This window comes from Gemmatimonadaceae bacterium (assembly GCA_019752115.1).
Taxonomy (GTDB): Bacteria; Gemmatimonadota; Gemmatimonadetes; order Gemmatimonadales; family Gemmatimonadaceae; genus Gemmatimonas.
Map to the genome: position 1 here is coordinate 46,194 of JAIEMN010000018.1, position 17,640 is coordinate 63,833.

The window sequence follows — 17,640 nt, forward strand, 5'->3', positions numbered from 1 at the left end:
GGCCCTACCCTACCCCGGCTAACGCGCCGCGAGTTCCTCGCGGGCAATGGCGTTGATGACGCCGCCTTCTACGCGGCCCTTGAACGCAGGCATGACCTTGCCCATGACCGCGCCCACGTTGGCGGCTCCGCCCTCGATGGCGGCACGCACGGCCGCGCGGATCTCGGCCGGATCGACCTGGGCCGGGAGGTACGCCTCGAGCGCCAGAATCTCATCCTGCTCCTTCTGCAGGAGGTCGGTGCGCCCGGCTTTCGCATACAGCTCGACGGATTCGCGGCGCTTCTTCACGCCCTTGCGCACCACGTCGAGCACATCGTCGTCGGTCAGGGCCCGGCGCAGTTCCAGCTCGCGGTTCTTGGCCTCGGCGATGATCATGCCGAGGAGGAGGACGCGGTCCTTCTGCTGCTCTCGCCGGGCGGCTGCCTGGTCACCCTGCAATCGCGCCAGCAGCGTCGCGCTGTCCGAAGCGCTGCCGGCGTCCACGGGATGGCTCACCCGTTTCGCGTACGCCGATTCTTGCGAACGGCCGCGTTCATCTTGCGCTTACGACGCTCCGACGGCTTCTCGTAGTGGCGGTGCTTCCGCAGGTCGGAGAGGATGCCGGCCTTCTCGCACTTCTTCTTGAAGCGCTTGAGCGCGCGCTCGAAATTCTCGTCCTCGTGGATGATGACTTCGGACAAACTGAGCCTCGGAGTGGTCGCGAAAATGGGTGACTGGGTCGCCGACACAAATGCGGCGCGCCCGCCCCTTTCGGGGCAGCCTTGAATCCTACCTGTCCCGGCGGGGCGGGTCAAGGTCCCGCGTACACCCCCCACACCACCTAATCGCCAGACCGGCCACGAGTTAGGCCGGGACCGGCGATGGCTCACCCTGGCGGCCAGTGGAAAGCGCGGCCGCCGAGGACGTGGAAGTGGAGATGGGGGACCGTTTGCCCCCCGTCGGCCCCGATGTTCGTCACGACCCGGTAGCCGCCGGCGACCAGCCCTTCGGCAGCCGCCACCTCCCGCGCCAGCCCGAGCACCCCCGCCATCGTCGCGTCGGGAAGCGGGTCGGCCAGCGAGGCGACGTGGGTCCGCGGGATTACCAGGATGTGGGTGGGGGCCTGCGGATGCAGGTCGCGGAACGCGATGGCGTGCTCATTGGTCCCGACCAGCGTGGCCGGGATCGATCCGGCGACGATGCGGCAGAAGATGCAGTCGGACATCTCAGACGGTCTCCTCAGTGGCGGCGCTCGGGGCGCCGGACGAGCCGGACAGGGCGGTCCGGGCCATGGCGAGCGCGGCCAGCCCCGCGGTCTCAAAACGCAGAATGGACGGCCCCAAGTTGGCCCGGCGGAATCCGGCCTCCTCCAGTGCCTGGAGCTCGTCCCGCTCGATGCCCCCCTCCGGCCCCACGGCGATCACGACCGGCGCCTGCAACGGGGCGGCCGAGGCTCCCACCAGTGGCGGGCCGGCGGGATCGAGAACGATGCGATCGCCAACCGGCGCGGCCAGGATGGCGCGCTCCAGGTTGGCCTCGGGAAAGGGCTGGGGGAGCCAGGCGCCTTCCGACTGCGCGAGGGCGCCTTCCATGCGCGCGCGCACCTTGGCCTGAAAGTTCACCCCCTCCCCGCGAGGCGACACCGACCGGGACCGGCGCCACAGCACCGGACGCCAGCTCGTCGCGCCCAGCTCCGCCGCCTTCTCGGCCAACCAGAGCATGCGGTCCCGATCAGCGACCGGCACGAGGAGATGCACCTCCGGCAGTGGTGGCACATCCGCGACGGCGGTGACTTCGAGATGCACCTGCGACTTCGTCAGGAGCACGACGTGGCCTTCGCCGATCTGCCCCGCGCCGTCGCGCAGCCCGACCACGGCGCCCGCGGCGAGGCGCAACACCCGCATGTGCCGCGCGGCGTTCTCGTCCAGCACGCACGTGCTGCCCACCGCAAACGGCTCGGTGGTGATGAACTGCGGACGCCCAGCGGCTACGCCCTCGCGATCGATACCGACCACCAGATCTCCTCCGCGTCTTCCGCGAGCACCCGCCAGCCATGCGCCGCCAGCACCTGCAACATCGTGTCGCGCTCCTCGCGCAGGATGCCGCTCAGAATAGCGGTGCCACCGTCGGTCAATCCCATGGCGATCACCGGCAGCAGTTCGATGAGCACCGACGAAATGATGTTCGCCAGCACGAGCTGCACTGGCGCCACCAGCGGCAGAAACGCGGCGGCATCGCCCTCGAACACATGCACCCGATCGGCGACGCCATTACGGGCCACGTTCTCTTCGGCGTCCGGAATCGCATCGGCGTCGAGCTCGATCGCATACACGCGCGCCGCGCCGAGCTTGGCCGCCGCGATGGCCAGCACCGCACTCCCGGCCCCGAGATCGGCGACGGTCGCGTTTGCGGTGAGCTGTGCCGGCAGCAGTCGCACGATGCCGCGCGTCGTGGGATGCTCACCGGTGCCGAACGCCATGCCGGGATTGATGACGATCGTCGTGGCCGGATCGCGCCCCTCGGCGAGCCACGGCGGCGTGACCGTGAGCGGCCCCAACGTGTGCGCCGCGATGCGCGACTTCCACGCCTCGCTCCAGTCGATATCCGGCACCGGCGCGGTCTCGATCACCACCTGCTCATCCGCCTCGGTGAGCGCGCGATGCACGGCTTCGAGATCGGTGGCGGGCGGGAAGTGCGTCACTAGCGCCAGGCCGTCCTCGTGCACGCCCTGCGCGCCGACGGCGAAGAGCGCCGCGAGACAGGCTTCGCGGGCGACGTCCGACGCGAGGTCGGGTTGGACGCGAACGCTGATCCAACGCTCGGTGGTGGGCTCAGGCACCGAGTGCTTCCTTCATCTTCGACCAGAACCCCTTCTCCCGCTGCGGCGGCGCCGCGCCCTGCAACTGCGCGAGCCGCTCGATGACCTGCTTCTCGTCGCCGTCCACCGACTGCGGCGTCCAGAGCTGCACCTTCACGTGCAGATCGCCCACGCCCGAGGCGTTCACGCGCGGTAACCCACGGCCACGCAGGTGGAACACCGTGCCACTCTGCGTACCGGCGGGCACGCGGAGCGACAATTCGCCCGTGAGCCCGGGCACGCGGATGTCGGCCCCGAAGACGAGTTGCGGATACGTGACCAGCGCCTCGCAGAAGAGATCCTCACCGTCGCGGTCGAAGCGCTCGTCGTCGTCCACCTCGAACACGACGAGCACGTCGCCACGCGTGCCGCCGCGCGGACCGATGTTGCCGGCCCCACGCAGGGTCATGTACTGCCCGGTCGCGACGCCCGGCGGGACCTGAATCTTGAGCGTGCGTTCAGCGCGCACGCGCCCTTCGCCGCGGCACTTCTTGCACGGGCTCGCCACCACCACGCCTTCGCCCGCGCACGTCGGGCACGGCGCCACCGACACGAACTGCCCAAAGAAGGAGCGCTGCGCCCGACGCACTTCACCGGCACCGCCGCACGTCCCACACGTCTGCGGCTTTGTCCCGGGCTCGGCGCCGCTGCCTTCGCACTTGTCGCACGACTCGAGCACCTTGAGCGTCACCGTGCGCTCGACACCGGTGGCCACCTCGGCGAGCGACAGCGCCAGCGGGAGCTTCATGTCGGCGCCACTGCGCGGGCCACGACGGCCACCACCACCGCCGCCGCCGAACACATCCCCGAACCCGAAGTCGCGCATGAAGATGTTCAGCGCGTCGGAGAGATCGACGTGCTGATACTGCTGCTGGCCGGCGCCACGCAGTCCGGCCTCGCCGTAGCGATCGTACGCCGCGCGCTTCTGCGCATCGCGGAGCACGTCATAGGCCTCGGTGATTTCCTTGAACTTCTCTTCGGCCTCCTTCGATCCGCCATTGCGGTCGGGATGCCACTGCGTCGCCAGCCGGCGATACGCCTTCTTGATATCGTCGTCGGAAGCGTCGCGCGGTACGCCGAGGACCGCGTAGAAATCAGCCATGGACAGATCGGGAGGTGGCCGGAGCCAACAGGAAAACGACACGCGCCCCTGAGCCAGCGGCCCGGGGCGAGCTTAACCGTGGAAATATCGATGGTTCGGGACGGCTTTTCGAGGGGCCGCGGCGGATTTCGGACGGCCGCCCAGCCCGGCGGCGCCTAGCAGAGGAGGTCGCTGACCAGCCGGGAAGTATGCTCGACCAGGGCAATGACCTTGTCGTACGGCATGCGCGTGGGGCCGATCACCCCGATCACGCCGCTCAAGGTCCCCGCCGAGTACTCCGAGGTCACCACCGTGAACGGCTCGAGCTTCGGGTCACCGTGCTCGTTGCCGATGGTGATCGAGATGCCGGGGCCGGACGCACGCGAAGCCAACAGCGTGGCCAGCTGCTGCCGCGTCTCGGTCAGCTCCATCAGCTGCCGCATCCGTTCCCCACTCGCGAACTCGGGCTGGTCTGCCAGGAGCGACGCGGGGCTGATCACCACGCTGTCGAGCGGCACCGGCTCGGCAGCGCGCCCGAACATCTGATCGCCTTCCTGCACGAAGATATTCAGCAGCTCCGCCGCCTCGGCGGTGGTCTGGACGTCCCGCAGACGCGCCGCCAGCGAGGTCCGGACTTCGGTGAGCGTCAGCCCCGCGAGGCGTTCGTTCAGCACGATCGTCACGCCGATGAGCGCCTCGTCGGCGATGACCCCGGGGACTTCCACGAAGATCGTGCGCACCGCGCCGCCGGTCAGGCTCAGCACCATCAGCAGGCGGTCACTGGAGACGCGTACGAGCTCGACCTGCCGCAACGTGGACTTCTCGAGCCGGGGACCGAGGGCGACGCCCAACTCCTGGGTGAGAATGCCGAGCGATTGCGCCGCCCGCCGCAGGATGACTTCGATGGCCGATCCGCCCGACGTGATCTGCTCGTGCAACTGCCGACGCTGCTCACCCGAGAGCGGATCGACGCGCATGAGCGAGTCCACGTAGGTGCGATACGCCTTGTCGGTGGGGATGCGCCCCGCCGAGGTGTGCGGATGGAAGAGAAAGCCCTTCTCCTCCAGATCGCTCATCGTGTTGCGAATGGTCGCCGGCGAAATCCCCAGCCCGAAGCGACGCGACAACGTGCGCGAGCCGGCTGGCTCCGCGGTTGCCACGTAGCTGTGAATCACTGCCTCGAGTACCTGTCGCTCCCGCTCGGAGAGCTCACCGCCTGGCGCCATGTGCGAACGCTACGAGTCGCTTCGGAACGCTGTCAAGTCGGCAGCGAGCGCATCCAGGCGCAACCAGCCGGTCGCCGTGCAGACGAGCCGTGCGCCATCCGCGTCCTCACGAACGGTTACCCAACCGGCCTCGCGCCAGCGCGCGACGTGCGCCCGCTCGCGATCGGTCACGGCCAGCCCGCTGACGGTTCGCAACCCGAGATACACCGCTTCGGCGAGGCGATTGTCCGTCGTGAGGCGCTCGCTGCTGCCGAGCGGATCCTCCCCCCGCTCGAGCGCCGCCGCCCAGGCGGCATACGCCTCGATATTCGAACGGCGAACGCTGCCATCGAAGCCATGCGCGCTTGGGCCCAGGCCCAAGTAAGGCGCGCCCGTCCAGTAGGCACTGTTGTGCACGGCGCGATGTCCCGGACGGGCGTAGTTCGACACTTCGTAGTGCTCGTAGCCGGCCTGGGCGAGCCGCTCATGCGCGCGCAGGAACTCCTGTTCGTACCGGGCCTCGCTCGCTTCGGTAACGGCACCGCGCGCATGCCATCGACCGAGCGGGGTGTGTGACTCAATGGTCAGCCCATACAGCGACACGTGCGTGGGCGCGAGGGCGATGAGCGCGTCGAGCTCGCTGTCCCACGCGCGGTCGATACCCTCCGGCGTGGCGAAGATCAGGTCGAGCGACAGGTCTTCGATGCCGCCCGCGCGTATCGCGTCCACCGCTCGCCGCGCGCCCTCCGCATCGTGGACCCGATGCATCCACTGCAGCACGCGATCATCGAAGCTCTGCGTGCCGAGGCTGATCCGGTTGATGCCCGCGACGCGCCAGGCGCGCACCGCCGCCGGCGTGACATCCTCCGGATTGGCCTCCAGCGTGACCTCGCCATCGCCCCCCCACGCGACGTGCTCCCGGAGGGCATCGAGGAGCGCGGCGACGCCGTCGGCGCCGAGTCGTGAGGGGGTACCGCCGCCGAGATACACGGTGGTCAGCTCACCGCTCTGCTCACGAATGCCGCGGCGGGTGCACTCCTGACCAATCGCCTCTGCGAAGGCGCGCCGCGGCACCTCGCGACGGACGGCAATGGAGAAGTCGCAGTAGCTGCACCGCCGCGCACAGAACGGCACGTGCACGTACAGGTGGCGCGTGGCAGACACGGCGGCGTTCAGGCGAGCGCCGAACGAATGCGGCCGGCAGCGTCGAAGTGCACGAGTCCGTCGATTTCGAGGAGGCCGAGGGCTCCCTGAATGGCCGCGAGGGCGAGCCCCGTGCGTTCGGCGATGAGGCGGGGCGTATCAGCGCCGAGCATGATGGCGTCCCACACCAGCGCCGCGTCGCCGTTCACCACCGGGCCGTGTGGCGGGCGCGCGTCGATATCGAACAGCGCGAGGAGGTCGTCCGTGCTGAGAATCGGCGTCGCGTTGTGGGAGCGCATGAGGGCGTTACTGCCCCGGGCCTGCGGCACGTCCACCGCGTTGGGGACGATCGCGAGCCGCCGACTGAGCTCCGCCGCATACGTGGCGGTGTACAGTGCGCCGCTCTTCTCCGGTGCCTCCACCACGACGGTGACCTGGGCCAGGGCGGCGATCAGGCGATTCCGCTGCGGAAACGCCCCCCCGTGGCCCGTGCTCCCCGGTGGAAACTCGCTGATCAGCAAACCCTGCGCGGCAATCCGCTCCTGCAACGCGCGATGCCGCGGCGGATACGGGACATCGGGGCCCGTGCCCAGTACCGCGACGGTGCGCCCATCCGCGGCGAGCGCCGCGTCGTGGGCGGCGCCGTCGATCCCGCGGGCGAGTCCACTCACCACGCAGATGCCAGCGTGCGCACACGCCGAGGCGAGCGACTGCGCCATGCGCATGCCATAGCTGGTGGCGTTGCGCGTGCCGACGATCGCCACCGCCGGCGGTTCGGCCACGGCGAATGTGCCGCGTGTGTAGATGCGCGCCGGAGGATCGGCGAGCTCCCGAAACGCGACGGGATACGCCGCATCATCGGCGGCGACTTCCAGCACCCGCATGGCCCGATGCTCAGGGAAGGAGCTGAGCATCCTTCTCGACCTTTTCCGCCGCGGCGCGCATGGCGAGCAGCTGGCGCCACCACGCATCGAGCAGCGCATCGAGGCCCATGCGCCCGGCCGCACTGATCGAGAACATGCCGAACGCGCCCGGGGCCTCGACCTCGGGGACATAGTGCTCGCCGAGCAGATCGAGCTTGGAGAAGACCACACAGAAGGGCTTCTTCGCGAGCTCCTCCGAGTACGCGGCCACTTCGTGGCGCAGCTGATCGAGCTCGGCTTGCCAGTCCATCGCGTCGATCGGGATCATGAAGGCCAGCAACCGCGTGCGTTCGATATGCCGCAGGAACTGCAGCCCGAGCCCCTTCCCTTCGTGCGCCCCTTCGATGATCCCCGGGATATCAGCTACCACGAAGGTGCGATGGTCGCTCAGTGGCACCACGCCGAGATTGGGCGAGAGCGTCGTGAACGGATAGTCGGCGATTTTAGGGCGCGCCGCGGAGATGACGGAGAGCAGCGTGCTCTTGCCGGCATTCGGCTGGCCCACGAGCCCGACGTCGGCGATGAGCTTGAGCTCGAGCTCGAGGGTGCGTGCTTCCCCTTCTTCACCGGGCTGCCACTCGCGTGGCGCCTGATGCGTGGCGGTGACGAAGAAGGCGTTCCCCTTGCCGCCGCGCCCGCCCTTGGCCACGAGCACGGAGTCGCCCTCCTCGAGCACTTCGCCGAGGAGTTCGTTCGTGTCGGCATCGCGAATGACCGTGCCCGGCGGCACGGGCAGAATGATGTCGGCGCCGGACTTGCCCGTCCGGTTCGATCCTTCGCCGTGCTGGCCGCGTTCGGCCGCCCACTTGTCGCGATAGGTGTAATCGAGGAGCGTGGCGAGGTTCCGGTCGGCGCGCACGATGACATCACCGCCGCGGCCGCCATCGCCGCCATCGGGGCCGCCCAGCGGCACGTACTTCTCGCGGCGGAAGGACGTCTGTCCCGATCCACCGGTGCCGGCTTCGACTTTCACGAGGACGCGATCTACAAACATGGAACCTGGAGTTGAATGAACGAACGGTGCAACGAAGAGTGCAACGCCCGGTGACGCGGACGGCCACCGCGGCGCATGCGGCGCCTACTTGCCCAACACCCGCGCCCACAGCCCGTGGGCGCGCTTGACCTCATCCTGCTCGAGAAACGGGGCCACGGCATCGAGGGCCGCCGAGACGACCGCCGGGGCCGCCCCGGCATGCAACGCGCCGTGCAGATGCGAGTGCAGCTGGCGATCCTGCCGCGCGATCGCACAGGCCGCGACGATGCACAGTTCGCGACGGGCGAGATCGAGCGGCGTGCGTGAAAGCACCTTGCCGTAGCCTTCCTCGATCATCCACTGATCGAGCGCGGGATGCAGGTCGCGAATGTTGACGCGCAGCCGATCGTAGAAGCGCCCGTAGACCGTGGCACAGGTGGCTTCCCCCTCCGTCCGTCGGCGGGCCGGTTCGTCGATCGCGTGCGGATCGACGTCCGGTGCCGGTCGCCCGGAGATGCGCCGCCATTCGCGCGCCGCATTGAGCGCCCGCGGAAAGCCGGCAAAGAGGTACGTCTGCAGAATCACTTCCTCGACCCACTCGGGGCGAACCCCGGCGGCGGCCACCGCGAGCTGCTCGCGCACCTGCGCCTCGCTACCCCCGGCGAGCAACGCCGCGAGCGTGACCAGCGCCGCCGTTTCCGCATCCCACACGCTGAGCGTAATGCCGGCCGCGGCGTCGTGCGTCATCGAATCGACGCGCGTGGGGTCATTCGAACGCGCGGCCGCGGTCTCGCGCGCATCGGCCACCGGTGCGGTCTCGCTCACGCCGTGAGCTCCAGGCGGTCGCCCACATCGAGATCGCCCACGACGATGGATCCGACGGCTTCGCCGCGGGTGTTCCGGATGCTGCGCCGGATGTACTCCCGCAACGCATCGGGAAGGGGATCCGGGAGCGCGCCATAGGCGTCGAGCAGTGCCAACACGGCCGGATACTGGGCGCGCGGCGTGCCGTCCTCGACCTTGATGGCGAAGCCGATCGCGCGATCGACGATGGCAAAGGTGTGCACGCCCTCCGCGCCGATCTTGCAGACGACATTCCCACCGCAGGCGTCCATCAGCACGGTATCGAACCGATCGGTGCCCCCCACCAGGAACGGCTGCGCGGTCATCGCACTGACGACGCGCCGCGCCGGCGTATCGCCCTGCGCGGCGGCGTGCACGAGCCGCGCATACGAGAAGGCCATGTTGGCGAGCGGGAGGCGAAAGACCGACACGCCACAGCCATCCACCCCAACCCCGATCTCGGGGCTCGGCAGCGCCGCCCACTCAGCGACGGCGTCGAGGCAGTCCTGCTGCACCGCATGCGCGGGAGTCTCGTACCCGGCCGTGGGCGCGCCGATCTGCCGGGCCCGGGCCAGCATGGCCGCATGTTTGCCGGAGCAGTTGTTGTGCAAGCGCGTCGGACGTTCCCCGGCCTGCGCCAGCAGGCGCGCGCCGCGCGAGGCGAGCGGCTCGTGCGGTCCGCAGGCCAGATCCCCTTCCTCGAGGTCCAGCGTGGCTAACATGCCCTGCGCAATGGCCACATGCTCCGGCTCGCCCCCGTGCGAGGCACAGGCAAGCGCCAGCTGCGCGACGTCCCACTGCAAGGCATCGAATCCGCCGCTCCGCAGGAGCGGCATCACCTGGAACGGCTTGGCGCAGGAGCGCCACCAGACACTGAGTTCGGGATCGCGCGCGCCGGCGAGCATCGTACCCGCCGCGTCCACGACCGCCGCATGCACGCGATGGCGTGATTCCACCGCCCCGCTGCGGGTCACCAGGACGTCGAGCGAGCGCGGTTCGAGGGGGGCCCGGAAGCCATGGCCGACCGATTGGCCTGCCGGCGAGAGAAAGTCAGGAATCCACACGGAGGGAAGATAATCCCTCCCCGGCGTACACCGGTCGCCGGCCCCGCCGCTACTTCCGGGCCGCCAGCAGCACCCCACCCAGCACCAGGACGCCGCCCCCCAGGGTCAGCGCCCCGGGCACCTCGTGAATCCCCGGCAGGAGGGCCGCCAGCAGCGTGGCCCCCACCGGCTCTCCCAACGTGGTCAGGTTGACCACGAACGCCGGCAGGTGCCCGAGCGCCCAATTCATCCCCGTGTGCCCCAGGAGCATGGGCCCGATAGCCAGACCGGCGAAGATGGCCAGTTCGCGTGGGAGCTGCGGCGCGAGCGGGCGATGCGTGAGGAGCGCCAGCGCGACGCAGGTGACGAAGGCCGCGCCATAGACCAGTGCCACGTAGGGCCAGAGCCCCAGTCGGCGCCGGAGGCGTCGCCCGATCAGGTAATAACCCGCCGCCGTGACCGCCCCGATGAGCGCCAACAGGTCGCCAAAGAGGGCGCGCGATCCGCCGCCCACCAGGGCCGCCTGCAAGCCGCCCAACCCGCCCGGCACATCGGCGGCGCCGACCACGAGGGCCCCGACCACCGCGATGGCGACGCCGATCCATTGCCGACGCGACGGCGGCTCCGACAACCAGAGCGCAGAGGCCGCGGCGATCAGCACCGGTTGGAGATTCACGAGGGCGACCGATGCCGCCACGCTGGTGTAGCGCAACGACGCATTGAACGCCCAGAAGTGGAGCGCGAGCAGGACGCCCGCCCCGAGCGCGAAGGCATACTCGCTGGCCCGCAACCCGGCGTACTCGCGCCAGCCGCGACCGATGAACAGCGCGCCGCCCACGATCAGCATCGAGAAGCCGAGCCGCCAGGTCGCGATCACGAGTGCATCGGCGGTGGACAGCCGGATGAGGGGCGCCGCGAGCGAGATGCCCACCAGCGACAGCGCCAACACCAGCATCGGTGAGGTGGCCCGGTGTGCAGCTGGCGGCGGCGTGTCGGCGCGAAGTGTGGTCACGGGGCCAAGGTAATGCGCGGAGCCCCCCGGTGGATGTAGCTTCCGCGCATGACTTCCTGGATTTCCCGGGCACGGCTCCAGGCCCTCCTGGCCGCCGCCCGTTCACAGCATGTCGTGATCGTGGGTGACGCGATGCTCGATGTGTATCTGCGTGGTGACGTGGATCGCATCTCCCCAGAAGCGCCGGTGCCGGTGGTCCGCGTACGTGACCGGAAACTGGCCCTCGGGGGCGCCGCGAATGTGGCACAGAACGTCGCGGCGCTCGGGGCGGGCTGCGACCTCGTCGCCGTCATCGGCGATGACCTCCCTGGACATACGCTGCGTGAACGCCTCACGTCAGGCGGCATGCATGCCCGCTCGCTCGTGGCCGTGGATCGCCCCACGACGACCAAGACGCGGGTGATGGCCCGTTCGCAGCAGTTGGTTCGGTTCGATGAGGAGGACGACGCCGACCTGTCGTCCGACGACGTGGCGCGGGTGCTCGAGGCGATTGCGCGCGCGCTCCCCGACGCGACCGCGCTCGTGTTCGAAGACTACAACAAGGGCGTGCTCGTTCCCGCGGTCATCGAAGGGGCGATCGCCCTGGCGCGCGCGCGCGGCCTCCCGATCGTCGTGGATCCCAAGTTCCGCAACTTCTTCGCGTATCGGGGCGCCACCGTGTTCAAGCCGAACCGGCGTGAGTTGGAGAGTGCGCTCGGCGCGGCGGTGGATCTCGATTCGCCGGCGGCGCTGCCGGAGACCTTCCGTCGCCTGGGCGTCGAGCACCTGCTGCTTACGCTCGGCGAGCGCGGCATGGCGCTCGTCTCGCCCGACGGCGGGGTACACCGTGTACCCACCACCGCGCGCGAGGTGTACGACGTCGTGGGTGCGGGCGACACCGTGACCGCGTATCTCGCCACGATGCTTGCCGCCGGTGCCACCGCGCTCGAAGCCGCGGTGATCGCCAACTACGCCGCCGGGGTCGAGGTCGGGAAGCTGGGCGCCGCGACCGTCTCGGCCGACGAAGTGCTCGAGGCGTTCGACCTGCATCAGAGTGCCACCTAGCGTGCCACCTGATGTGACGGCGGTGGGCTCGCGCCCGTCCGGGAATGACGCCATACTGTGACAACTGCGGGCGCACCCAGCGCGGTCCCGTATGCGGTACGGTCCGGTAGCTTAGTCGGTTAAAGCAGTCGACTCATAATCGATCGATCGTGGGTTCAAGTCCCACCCGGACCACTGCCCCGGCCCTGGCGCTCCGCCCTCGGCGGATGCCGCGGCCGGGGCGTTCGTTTTCGGCACCGGAGCGGACTGGGGGGTTCCCCCATCTGCGGCACGCCGTTACGTTTTCGATCCGCCCAGCGCATGGGCGGAGTTCGACGGGCGCGTAGCTCAGCTGGTTAGAGCGCTGCTTTCACACAGCAGAGGTCCGGGGTTCGAGTCCCTGCGCGCCCACTCGGTACACACGGAACGGCCGGACATCCCTCGGGATGCCCGGCCGTTTGCGTTTCGGTGAGGCGAGCGGCGCCTACGGCAGCGGGACCTCAGCGGTGGCCACCGAGTGCGGCCGCGTCACGCCCTTGGTGACCGTCACCCGCGCGCCGTGCTGACGCAGCCGACCAATCGCCCGCTCATCCAGCCGCGCCTTGATCACGATGACGTCGTCGTCGTGCTCCTGCTCCAGCACTTCGCCGTCACGGTGCACCTCGGCGATGAGGCGCCCGTTCGATGCCGGGATACGCACTTCGAGCACCGGCCGTTCATTGCGCAGCGCATCGCGCAGCGCGGTCTTGAGCGGTTCGAGGCCGTCGGGCGCCAGCGCCGACACGAACAGCGAGTTCGGCATCAGATTCGCCACCCGCGCGCGCACGGCCTCGAGCATGTCGGCGGGTACCGCATCCATCTTGTTCATCACGTACAAGAGCGGCCGATCGTGCAGCCCCAACTCCGTGAGCACGCCGTCCACCACGTCGCGCTGCTCCTCCCACGCGGGGTGACTCGCGTCGATCACATGCAGGAGCAGATCGGCCTCACGGGCTTCGCTGAGCGTCGCGCGGAACGACGCCACCAGATGGTGCGGCAGCTTCCGAATGAAACCCACCGTGTCGGTGAGCAACGCCGTGTACCCATCCCCGATCTCGACCTCACGGGTGAGCGGATCGAGCGTGGCGAACAGTCGGTCTTCTACAAATACCAACTGATCAGCCGCCATCGCCCGCAGGACCGACGACTTCCCGGCGTTGGTGTACCCGACCAGCGCCACGCGAAAGTGCGTGCGCCGCCCCTGGCGCTGGATCTCGCGCGCCCGTTCCACATCAGCCAGCCGCTCCTTGAGCACGCGGATGCGGTGCTGAATGAGCCGTCGGTCGGTTTCGAGCTGCGTTTCACCCGGGCCGCGCATACCGATGCCACCCCGCATCTTCTCGAGGTGCGTCCACATGCGCGTCAGGCGCGGCAGCATGTATTCCAGCTGCGCGAGCTCGACCTGCATGCGCGCCTCGCTGGAGCGCGCGCGCGTGGCGAAGATGTCGAGGATGAGTTCCGCACGATCCATCACGCGGGTCCCCACGATCTGCTCGACATTCTTGCCCTGCGCCGGCGTCAGCTCATCGTCGAAGATGACGAGGGTGGCACCGAGCTCCTGAATGCGCACTTTGAGCTCTTCCACCTTGCCGCTGCCGAGATAGGTGCTCGGATTGGGGCGATCCAGCTGCTGGGTGACGTGACCCACCACCACGGCGCCGGCGGTATCCGTGAGTCGGCCGAGCTCTTCGAGATGTTCCTCCACGAAGTGCTTCGCCATGCTCCGCTTGAACGGGGCGCTGACGAGGATGGCCCGCTCGATGGGCGGCGTCAGAGAGATGATATCGCGACTGATGGGAACCGGTCCGGAGATGCGTCCAGCGAAGCCTGCATGAAGGCGGGGGTGGGCGCCTCAGCGCCCGTTGCCCGCCACTGAAGAGTAGCGCCCGGTCCGGTCGTACGGACGGGTAAAGTTGCCCAGCGGCGTCGCCACCGTGAAATCGCCGCGCACCCGGTAGTTCACCTGCCCCTTTTGCAGGAGCGCCCGGCCGGCCTGGCCGATACCGGCGTAGGTGAAGCTCACCGGCAGCCGCACGACCGACGAATCGTTCTTGGGCACGACGAACCGGCTGTCGAGCGCGCCACTGCCGAGCTTCACGGAGTCGACGTCAACCAGATACGTCATCTTGAGCGCATCGAGCTTGTAGCCATTCGGGTTATACACCGACAGCACCACATCGACGCTCCCGCCGGTGAGGCCGAGCCCGGTGACAGTCACTTCCTTGAGCGTCACCACCGGCTCCTTGAACGACGCGCGACCGAGCGTGGCGCAGCCCGCGAACAGCACCGTACCGGCGACCACACTGGTGCGCAGCCAGCGGCGACGCCCTGCGGCGAAGATGGACGAGACAGCCTTCATGATTCGTCTCCCTGAGAACGATGGTCCGATGCTGCGTGATCGTCGCTGCGCCCTTCCGCCTTGGCGCGCAACGACGCCCACCAGCTCAAGCGGCGGGCAATGTCCTTCTCGAATCCGAACGGGCCGGGTTCGTAGAACGTCACATCGCCCAGGACGGTGGGTAGGTACGACTGCGGGATATATGCCTCCGGCACAGCGTGCGCGTATTGGTACCCGTCGCCATTGCCGAGTTCCTTCATGAGCGAGGTCGGGGCGTTCCGCAGATGCATGGGGACGGGCGCCGCGGGTGTGTCGCGCGCCACATCCATGGCGGCCTTCCAGGCCTCGTAGACGCGGGCGGACTTCGGCGCCGTGGCCAGATACACCGCGGCCTCGGCGAGCGCGAGCTCTCCCTCCGGTGACCCGAGGCGCTCGTAGGTCTGCGCGGCCGTCATCGCCACGCTGAGCGCCTGCGGATCGGCCAGCCCGACGTCCTCGGTGGCCATCCGGATCATGCGTCGCGCGATGTAGCGTGGATCTTCGCCGCCCTGAATCATCCGCGCCAACCAGTACAGCGCGCCCTGCGGATCGCTCCCGCGAAGTGCCTTGTGCAGCGCGGAGATGAGGTTGTAGTGCTCCTCACCCGACTTGTCGTACCGCGGCGCCCGATACTGCATCGCCGCTTCGACCTGCGCGGTGGTCAACTCGGCGTGGTCGTCCATGAGCGCCGCCGCGGCCTCAAGCACTCCCAAGAGCTTGCGTGCGTCGCCGTCCGCACTCTCGGCGAGCACATGCTTCGCCTCAGCGGTGATGCGCAGATCTCGCGCACCGAGGCCGCGATCCTCGTCGGTGAGGGCGCGATCGATCAGCGCCTCGAGCTCTTCGGTGGGGATCGCCTCGAGCACCATCACTCGCAGGCGCGAGAGCAGTGCTCCGGTCAGGGCAAAGCTCGGATTCTCGGTGGTCGCGCCGATGAGAATGACCGTTCCCGCCTCGACGTGCGGCAGGAAGGCATCCTGTTGCGCGCGATTGAATCGATGGATCTCGTCAACGAACAAGATGGTGCCACGGCCACGATCGCGACGATCCTGCGCTTCCGCCACGATCTCGCGCACCCGCGCGACGCCGTCGCTCACCGCCGAGAAACTCACGAACTGGGCGTCCACACTCTGCGCCAGCAACCGAGCGAGGGTCGTCTTGCCCACGCCCGGTGGGCCCCAGAAGACCATCGAATCCACCACACCGCGCGCGAGCGCTTCGCGGAGCGGCATCCCCGGCGCGAGGAGATGCTTTTGCCCGAGGTACTCCTCGAGCGTACGCGGACGCAGCCGCGCCGCCAACGGCTCGGGCACCCGCGAGGAGAAGAGCGAGGGTCCCGTCGGACGCGTGGGCTTACTCATTCGACCACCGCCATCAGCCCCAGCCGCTCGGCGAACGATTCCAGCGCCGCGACCAGCGGCGTACGTGCATCCGCATCACCTGGGCGCGACTGCGCCGCGTGATCCGCCACGGTCCCCCACGTCGGTGCGGGCACCGTGTCGCGTTGGACCAGGCCGAGGGCCTCGCAGAGAAAGGGCCAGCGCGGCGTCGTGGCATACACGACCAGCAGCAGAGCGGGCGCCAGCACCAGCTGATCCGTGGCGGTGGCCATACTCAACTCCACCTCACCGTACGCGGCCAGCGGCAGCCGGATGCGGCTCACCGCATCACGCACGTCGGTGAGGGGGATCCGGGCACCAGCCCATCGGCGGGCACTTCGGTGGTCATGCACGAAGACGTCCACCGTGTCGTCGTCGACGCTGGCCAGATGCGCGGCAAGCGCGTGCAAATGCTCGACGATGCGCTCGGCCGGCGCCCACGCCTGGATGCAGTGCATACCGGCGTGCATGCCACACACGAACCACTCCGGACGCACCGCAAAGCGCGCGAGCTCCACCGATCCGGCCTCGAGCGCGGTCATCCCGCGGTCCGCTGCAGGATCTGGACCTGCGCGAGCAGCCGCTCGGGCGCATTCCGCGCCGGGTCCTCGACCACCCAGTCCACCAGCTGCTGGAGTATCCGGCCGAGCGCCGGCCCGGGACCGACGCCGGCGCGCCGGAGGTCGTCACCGTCGACGGCCAAGTCCGCGATCTCGATGGGATCGCGGAAGGCAATCGCCGTCAAACGTCGATAGAGCGTGCGCACGAGGGCCGGCGGGATGGCGGCATCGTGCGCCCACCGGGCTGCGGCCAGTCGAACGAAGCCGGCCACACGCAGGCGTCCCACCGACGCGGCGAGCCGGCGCAGGGCCGCATCGTCGGGAAGTTGCTGCGTGCGAAGACGCTGTGTGAGCTCCGCTCCGTGCCGATCCCACCGCTCGACGAGACTCGACACCACCGTGATCTGCTGGTTGGAGAAACGCAGGGCGCGCAGGGCCGCCTCGGCGTCGCGGCCGTTGAGCGCGCTGAAGAGCGCGGCGATCCGCAGTGGCAGGCGCAGCGGCCGCGCCGGCAGCGTTGGCCGCGGCAGCGCATCGATGGCCGCGAGATCCCCGTCGGTCACCGCAGCGAGCGCCGGGATGAGCGCGGTGAAGGCGCCGGCGTCGCGCCATCGCGCAAAGGCCACCGAGGGCGCCGGCGCCTGTTCCATGGTCTTCTCGAGTTCCTGCTTCACGCGCTCCGGCGAGAGCCGGGTCAGGAACGGCGCGCTGGCCACGATCGCCGCCCACGTGTGGTCGTCGAGGGAGAAACCGAACCGCGACGCGAACCGGATGGCCCGCAGGGCCCGCAACCGATCCTCGCGCATGCGTTCGTCCGCGACGCCCACCGCGCGCACGACCCCGCGCGCGAGGTCGCCCTGCCCGTCGAACGGATCGCGCAGCGTCTTCGCGATGGGATCGTACGCGATGGCGTTGATGGTGAAGTCACGCCGTGCCAGATCCTCATCGAGCGACGCGCCGAATGCGACTACCGCGTGGCGTCCGTCGGTCTGGACATCGTGGCGAAAGGTCGTGACCTCATGCATGCGGCCGTCGCGATCGAGCACGCCAATCGTCCCGAATTCGATCCCCACCGGTACGGTGCGGCGAAACAGCTTGCGGACCTCCGTTGGCGTGGCCGACGTGGCCAGGTCCCAGTCGAGATGGGCCAGCCCCAGCAAGGCATCGCGCACGGCTCCGCCCACGCACCAGGCCTCGAATCCC

The 17,640-nt window shown here is 69.1% G+C and carries 19 protein-coding genes and 2 tRNA genes; 3 read left to right on the plus strand and 18 right to left on the minus strand.

Translation table 11 applies throughout. The features are described from left to right. Positions 1 to 18 precede the first annotated feature (18 nt). The 13 genes from K2R93_07840 to K2R93_07900 all read right to left on the minus strand — a co-directional run bounded on the left by K2R93_07840 (position 19) and on the right by K2R93_07900 (position 11,059). The gene (locus K2R93_07840; GenBank protein MBY0489739.1) at positions 19 to 483 is read right to left on the minus strand and encodes a GatB/YqeY domain-containing protein; all 465 of its coding nucleotides are present in this window, start codon (positions 481 to 483) and stop codon (positions 19 to 21) included. A gap of 8 nt (positions 484 to 491) precedes the next feature. Then, on the minus strand, positions 492 to 680 hold the full coding sequence (rpsU, locus tag K2R93_07845) for a 30S ribosomal protein S21 (GenBank protein MBY0489740.1): 189 nt from the start codon (positions 678 to 680) through the stop codon (positions 492 to 494). Positions 681 to 865: 185 nt separating this feature from the next. Continuing rightward, the gene (locus tag K2R93_07850; protein MBY0489741.1) at positions 866 to 1,204 is read right to left on the minus strand and encodes a histidine triad nucleotide-binding protein; all 339 of its coding nucleotides are present in this window, start codon (positions 1,202 to 1,204) and stop codon (positions 866 to 868) included. Between the two features lies 1 nt (position 1,205). Beyond that, a complete protein-coding gene (locus K2R93_07855; protein ID MBY0489742.1) occupies positions 1,206 to 1,994 on the minus strand; it encodes a 16S rRNA (uracil(1498)-N(3))-methyltransferase in 789 nt (262 codons plus the stop codon). Then, entirely contained in the window at positions 1,967 to 2,818 is an 852-nt protein-coding gene (locus K2R93_07860; protein MBY0489743.1) for a 50S ribosomal protein L11 methyltransferase, read from the minus strand. Before K2R93_07860 ends, K2R93_07855 begins: the two co-directional genes overlap by 28 nt. Next, the gene (gene dnaJ, locus K2R93_07865) at positions 2,811 to 3,938 is read right to left on the minus strand and encodes a molecular chaperone DnaJ (GenBank protein MBY0489744.1); all 1,128 of its coding nucleotides are present in this window, start codon (positions 3,936 to 3,938) and stop codon (positions 2,811 to 2,813) included. The genes K2R93_07860 and dnaJ overlap by 8 nt, the downstream gene beginning before the upstream one ends. Positions 3,939 to 4,093: 155 nt before the next feature. Next, positions 4,094 to 5,143 carry a heat-inducible transcriptional repressor HrcA gene (hrcA, locus tag K2R93_07870; protein ID MBY0489745.1) on the minus strand — a complete coding sequence of 350 codons (1,050 nt, stop codon included), beginning with the start codon at positions 5,141 to 5,143 and terminating at the stop codon, positions 4,094 to 4,096. A gap of 9 nt (positions 5,144 to 5,152) precedes the next feature. Further along, positions 5,153 to 6,286, minus strand: a complete 1,134-nt coding sequence (gene hemW / locus K2R93_07875; protein ID MBY0489746.1) for a radical SAM family heme chaperone HemW — start codon at positions 6,284 to 6,286, stop codon at positions 5,153 to 5,155. Positions 6,287 to 6,294: 8 nt separating this feature from the next. Further along, entirely contained in the window at positions 6,295 to 7,179 is an 885-nt protein-coding gene (gene dprA / locus K2R93_07880) for a DNA-processing protein DprA (protein ID MBY0489747.1), read from the minus strand. Next, the gene (obgE, locus tag K2R93_07885) at positions 7,160 to 8,182 is read right to left on the minus strand and encodes a GTPase ObgE (protein ID MBY0489748.1); all 1,023 of its coding nucleotides are present in this window, start codon (positions 8,180 to 8,182) and stop codon (positions 7,160 to 7,162) included. The genes dprA and obgE overlap by 20 nt, the downstream gene beginning before the upstream one ends. An 84-nt stretch (positions 8,183 to 8,266) precedes the next feature. Further along, entirely contained in the window at positions 8,267 to 8,986 is a 720-nt protein-coding gene (locus tag K2R93_07890) for a carboxymuconolactone decarboxylase family protein (GenBank protein ID MBY0489749.1), read from the minus strand. Then, the gene (locus K2R93_07895; GenBank protein ID MBY0489750.1) at positions 8,983 to 10,068 is read right to left on the minus strand and encodes an asparaginase; all 1,086 of its coding nucleotides are present in this window, start codon (positions 10,066 to 10,068) and stop codon (positions 8,983 to 8,985) included. Before K2R93_07895 ends, K2R93_07890 begins: the two co-directional genes overlap by 4 nt. Before the next feature lie 49 nt (positions 10,069 to 10,117). Then, positions 10,118 to 11,059, minus strand: coding sequence for a DMT family transporter (locus K2R93_07900; GenBank protein ID MBY0489751.1), 942 nt, complete (start codon positions 11,057 to 11,059; stop codon positions 10,118 to 10,120). Positions 11,060 to 11,107: 48 nt separating this feature from the next. Between K2R93_07900 and rfaE1 the strand changes: the two genes are divergently transcribed. From rfaE1 to K2R93_07915, 3 genes are all read left to right on the plus strand, one after another. Continuing rightward, the gene (gene rfaE1 / locus K2R93_07905) at positions 11,108 to 12,103 is read left to right on the plus strand and encodes a D-glycero-beta-D-manno-heptose-7-phosphate kinase (GenBank protein MBY0489752.1); all 996 of its coding nucleotides are present in this window, start codon (positions 11,108 to 11,110) and stop codon (positions 12,101 to 12,103) included. Between the two features lie 100 nt (positions 12,104 to 12,203). Next, positions 12,204 to 12,277, plus strand: a tRNA-Ile gene (locus K2R93_07910). Positions 12,278 to 12,419: 142 nt separating this feature from the next. Further along, a tRNA-Val gene (locus K2R93_07915) sits at positions 12,420 to 12,493 on the plus strand. Between the two features lie 73 nt (positions 12,494 to 12,566). Here K2R93_07915 and hflX read toward each other — a convergent pair. The 5 genes from hflX to K2R93_07940 form a co-directional block, all read right to left on the minus strand. After that, positions 12,567 to 13,841, minus strand: coding sequence for a GTPase HflX (hflX, locus tag K2R93_07920; GenBank protein MBY0489753.1), 1,275 nt, complete (start codon positions 13,839 to 13,841; stop codon positions 12,567 to 12,569). Between the two features lie 132 nt (positions 13,842 to 13,973). After that, on the minus strand, positions 13,974 to 14,480 hold the full coding sequence (locus tag K2R93_07925; protein MBY0489754.1) for an LEA type 2 family protein: 507 nt from the start codon (positions 14,478 to 14,480) through the stop codon (positions 13,974 to 13,976). Next, on the minus strand, positions 14,477 to 15,859 hold the full coding sequence (locus K2R93_07930; GenBank protein MBY0489755.1) for a replication-associated recombination protein A: 1,383 nt from the start codon (positions 15,857 to 15,859) through the stop codon (positions 14,477 to 14,479). The genes K2R93_07925 and K2R93_07930 overlap by 4 nt, the downstream gene beginning before the upstream one ends. Beyond that, positions 15,856 to 16,419, minus strand: coding sequence for a hypothetical protein (locus K2R93_07935; GenBank protein ID MBY0489756.1), 564 nt, complete (start codon positions 16,417 to 16,419; stop codon positions 15,856 to 15,858). The genes K2R93_07930 and K2R93_07935 overlap by 4 nt, the downstream gene beginning before the upstream one ends. After that, the gene (locus K2R93_07940; GenBank protein ID MBY0489757.1) at positions 16,416 to 17,609 is read right to left on the minus strand and encodes a hypothetical protein; all 1,194 of its coding nucleotides are present in this window, start codon (positions 17,607 to 17,609) and stop codon (positions 16,416 to 16,418) included. Before K2R93_07940 ends, K2R93_07935 begins: the two co-directional genes overlap by 4 nt. Positions 17,610 to 17,640 lie beyond the last annotated feature (31 nt).